Below are 3,845 nucleotides of genomic sequence, written 5' to 3' on the forward strand. Positions count from 1 at the left end.
TCGCTGGATGGGCGGGCGGCGGGGGGCCGAAGGAGGGTGCCAGCGGCGCCGGTTCGAGCTCCAGGAGCTCCACCGCGCGCCGACTGACCTGCTCGACGAGGGGCGCGGGCAGCCAGCCGCTCCGTATCAGCCCCGCCGCGCCGTCGGCCGGGGCGAGCCGGCGGACGATCTCCGTAGGGGCGGGGCGGTCGCCCGGCGCCTTGGCGAGACAGGCGGTGATCAGCTCGCGCAGCCCGCCGGGCCCGGCGTCCGGGGCGGCGGGTCCCGCGTCCGGGGCGGCGGACCCCGGGCCGGGGCCGGCGGGGAGCCCTTCGAGGTCGGGGGCCTCGTGCACGACCTGGTAGAGCAGCGCGGCCGAGTTGTCGCCGGTGAAGGCCGGCCGGCCGAGGGCCGCGTACGCCAGCACGGTGCCCAGCGAGAACACGTCCGCCGCGGCGCCGACCTCCCCGCCGAGGATCTGCTCGGGCGCCATGTGGCCGGGCGAGCCGATGGAGACGCCGGTGGCGGTGAGCGAGGCGGGGCCCCCGGTGAGGGAGGTCCCCACGGCGCGGGCGATGCCGAAGTCGATCAGGCGCGGCCCGTCGAGGGTCAGCATGACGTTGGAGGGCTTGACGTCGCGGTGCACGAGCCCCAGCCCGTGGACGGCGGCCAGCGCCTCGGCAAGGCCCGCGCCCAGCGCCCGTACGGTGTGCTCGGGCAGCGGGCCGACGGAGGCGACGGCCTGGGTCAGCGAGGGCCCCGCCACATAGCCGGTGGCCACCCAGGGCACGGGGCCGTCGGGGTCGGCGTCCAGCACGGGCGCGGTCCAGGCGCCGCCGACGCGGCGGGCCGCGGCGATCTCGCGGCGGAAGCGGGCGCGGAACTCCCGGTCCATGGCGTAGTGCGGGTGGACGGCCTTCACCGCGACCGTACGGCCGCCGGTGCTGCGGCCGAGGTAGACCCGGCCCATGCCACCCGCGCCGAGCCGCCGCAGCAGCCGGTACGGCCCGATGACCTGCGGATCGTCCGCCTCCAGCGGATGCATGGCACCCCTCTCCCCCGCGCGAACCCCCCGTGAGCGCAGGCGCCAGCTTAGAGCGTGGGCGCGGGCCCGGAGGGCGGGGACGCGGGCCCGGAGGGGCGGGGCGGAGGCCCGGGCCGGGCGCCCGCCGTTCCGGGGTGGTGGCGCGATTCATGGAGACTGGGTGCAACCAAGGGCGGCGCATCCTCCATCTCTGGGGCTGGAGTCGCCAAGCCCGCCTTTTGTTCACTTTTGATCGCATTCGCCAGGAATCTGCATGGGAGTCCCGTCATGAAACGCCGCCTCGCGGTGACCACCGCCCTGCTCGCCATCGGTCTGGTCGCCGGCTGCGCGTCGGACGAGGGCAAGCCGCTCAGCTTCGACAAGACCGGCGGCGCGACCGGCGGCCAGGCGGGGGGCAAGGAGAGCCAGGCGCCCAAGGACTCCCCGGTGCTGATGCCCACCGGGCCGAAGGCGGAGTTCGTCACCCAGCGGACCACCGGCGCGTCCGGGACCAAGGTCGGGGTCACGGAGCTCAAGGGCCCGAAGTCCGGCTTCACCGGAAAGGTGTGGGTCTGGGCGCCGCCGGAGTACTACGAGAAGGGGAACGAGAACACCGGCTTCCCCGTACTGATCGCCCTGCCCGGCAGCTACGGCTACCCGAACAACTACTGGTTCGGCGGGGACATCAAGCTCCAGGAGAAGATGGCGAAGTGGAGCAAGGAGGGCAAGAGCCACCCCTTCATCCTCGCCATGCCGGTGATGAACCCCGGCGAGCAGTACAACGAGTGCAGTGACATCCCGGGCCAGCAGAAGATGGGCACCTGGATGACGGAGGACGTGCCGAACCTCGTCCGCGCCAACTTCCGCACGCTCAAGTCGCGCGACGGCTGGGGCTTCATGGGCTCCTCGTCCGGCGGCTACTGCGGGCTCAAGAGCGTGCTGAAGAACCCCGACAAGTTCAAGGCCGTCATCGCGAGCGGCACGGAGACCGTGCCGGACACCCCGCTGTGGAAGAACCACGAGCAGGAGAAGCAGGCGAACAACCCGGAGAAGCTGGCCGAGCAGCTCGCCGCGAAGGGCGGCCCCGAGGTGTACCTCAACTTCCAGGCCGGCACCAAGGAGCCGGACTCGATGGTGCTCGCCGAGAAGTTCATCCAGAAGTACACCCGCGGCCCGGTGAAGACCCGGCTGCAGCGGATCGAGGGCGCCAAGCACGACGCGTGGGGCTACATGAAGGGCATGGAGCAGGGCTCCATGAAGTGGATCAGCGAGCACATGCAGGGGCCGACGCCGGCGTCCTGACCCGCTCGTCCGGGGGGCGTCGGGCCGGTGGCCCGGCGCCCCCCGGGCCGCTCAGCTCCGGGGGCCGGTCCCGTCCGCGTCGGCCGGCAGCATGCGCACCCGCACATCGGCGGGAAAGCCCGTGGTCGGGCCGGTGCGGCGGGCGAACTCGGCGATGCCCGCCAGCTGCTCGGGGCCGAGCCGGAAGTCGAGCGTGGTGAAGTACCGCTCCAGCAGTTCGGCGTCGAAGCTCTCCCAGCGGGCCGCCTGCTCGGCGACCTTGGCGACCTCCTCCAGCGACAGGTCGCGGGAGGCCAGGAACGCCTCGTGCGCCTTGCGCACGATCAGCGGCTCGCGCTCCAGATAGTCCCGGCGGGCGGCCCAGACGGCGAAGACGAACGGCAGCCCCGTCCACTCCTTCCACATCCGGCCGAGGTCGTGGACCTCCAGACCGAGCCGCGGGGCGTCGTGGAGCGAGGCCCGCAGGGCGGCGTCCCCGATCAGCACGGCCGCGTCCGCCTCCTGCATCATCAGCCCGAGGTCGGGCGGGCAGGTGTAGTAGTCGGGGGCGATGCCGTAGCGCTCGGCGAGCAGGAGCTGGGCGAGCCGTACGGAGGTGCGGGAGGTCGAGCCCAGGGCCACTCGGGCGCCGTCCAGACGGTCCAGCGGCAACTGGGAGACGATCACGCAGGACATCACCGGCCCGTCGCAGCCGACCGCGAGGTCCGGGAAGGCCACGAGGTCGTCCGCGTTGCGCAGGAACTCCACGAGGGTGACCGGTGCGATGTCGAGCTCGCCGCGGATCAACTGCTCGCTGAGCCGCTCGGGGGTGTCCTTGGACAGCTCCAGGTCGAGCAGCGTGCCGGTGCGGGCCAGGCCCCAGTAGAGGGGCAGGCAGTTCAGGAACTGGATATGGCCGACGCGGGGCCGGCTGCGCACGGAATTGTCCACAGCGCGAGGCTAGACCCGGGGGCGCGGGTGGCCGCCAGGGGGGCGCGGCGCCCGGCCCCAGGGGGTCTGGGACAATACGGGCACGAAACCCCTCGTCCGGGTGATCTTCACCTCTTTTGTGAGGCCGGGGCCGCGTGCTAGGCTCGCCGCAAGTTGCAGTTTGGTTTCCCTTGCAGTACAGAGCCTGCGGAGCATGTGACGCCGCAGGCTTTTGTAGTATTCAGACTTCGTAGCAGGTTCTGGAGCAGGGCAACCCTTTGGCCCAAGGAGGGCTTATGGCTACCGGAACCGTCAAGTGGTTCAACGCCGAAAAGGGCTTCGGCTTCATCGCCCAGGACGGCGGCGGCCCCGATGTCTTCGTCCACTACTCCGCGATCAACGCGGCTGGTTTCCGCTCCCTCGAGGAGAACCAGAGCGTGGTCTTCGACGTCACGCAGGGCCCGAAGGGCCCGCAGGCGGAGAACGTCACCCCGCAGTAATCCCCTTTTCGGGATTGTTTCGGGTCGACCATTCGCGGCCGATCAGCAGTACCCAAGGAGCCCCGTTTCCGCTGGAACGGGGCTCCTGCCCTTTCGCTCGCCGCTGGGCTTTTGTTTCCCCGCCCACCCAC

Annotated in this window: 4 protein-coding genes; 2 read left to right on the forward strand and 2 right to left on the reverse strand. The window is 71.7% G+C overall.

Translation table 11 applies throughout. The annotated features are described in order from the left end of the window. Positions 1 to 1,024: serine/threonine-protein kinase (locus ACSNOD_RS29420; RefSeq protein ID WP_436770124.1), on the reverse strand; the 1,024-nt coding region annotated here is incomplete at its 3' end. 267 nt (positions 1,025 to 1,291) lie between these two features. Here ACSNOD_RS29420 and ACSNOD_RS29425 point away from each other — a divergent pair. Continuing rightward, positions 1,292 to 2,305 (forward strand): alpha/beta hydrolase, encoded by a 1,014-nt coding sequence (locus ACSNOD_RS29425; protein WP_436770125.1) that lies wholly within the window; start codon positions 1,292 to 1,294, stop codon positions 2,303 to 2,305. Positions 2,306 to 2,356: 51 nt separating this feature from the next. Here ACSNOD_RS29425 and ACSNOD_RS29430 read toward each other — a convergent pair whose 3' ends face one another. Further along, complete coding sequence (locus ACSNOD_RS29430) at positions 2,357 to 3,235, reverse strand: menaquinone biosynthetic enzyme MqnA/MqnD family protein (RefSeq protein ID WP_436770126.1); 879 nt, start codon at positions 3,233 to 3,235, stop codon at positions 2,357 to 2,359. Between the two features lie 275 nt (positions 3,236 to 3,510). On the opposite strand from ACSNOD_RS29430, the gene ACSNOD_RS29435 reads away from it, so the two are divergent. Further along, complete coding sequence (locus ACSNOD_RS29435) at positions 3,511 to 3,714, forward strand: cold-shock protein (RefSeq protein WP_436770127.1); 204 nt, start codon at positions 3,511 to 3,513, stop codon at positions 3,712 to 3,714. Positions 3,715 to 3,845 lie beyond the last annotated feature (131 nt).

The sequence above is a fragment of the Streptomyces sp. URMC 123 genome, from assembly GCF_051386515.1.
GTDB lineage: Bacteria > Actinomycetota > Actinomycetes > Streptomycetales > Streptomycetaceae > Streptomyces.

What these genes read in the sequence shown, in the direction of transcription:
- ACSNOD_RS29425 (WP_436770125.1), top strand. Translation starts at nt 1,292, where the DNA reads ATGAAACGCCGCCTCGCGGTGACCACCGCCCTGCTCGCCATCGGTCTG.
- ACSNOD_RS29435 (WP_436770127.1), top strand. Translation starts at nt 3,511, where the DNA reads ATGGCTACCGGAACCGTCAAGTGGTTCAACGCCGAAAAGGGCTTCGGC.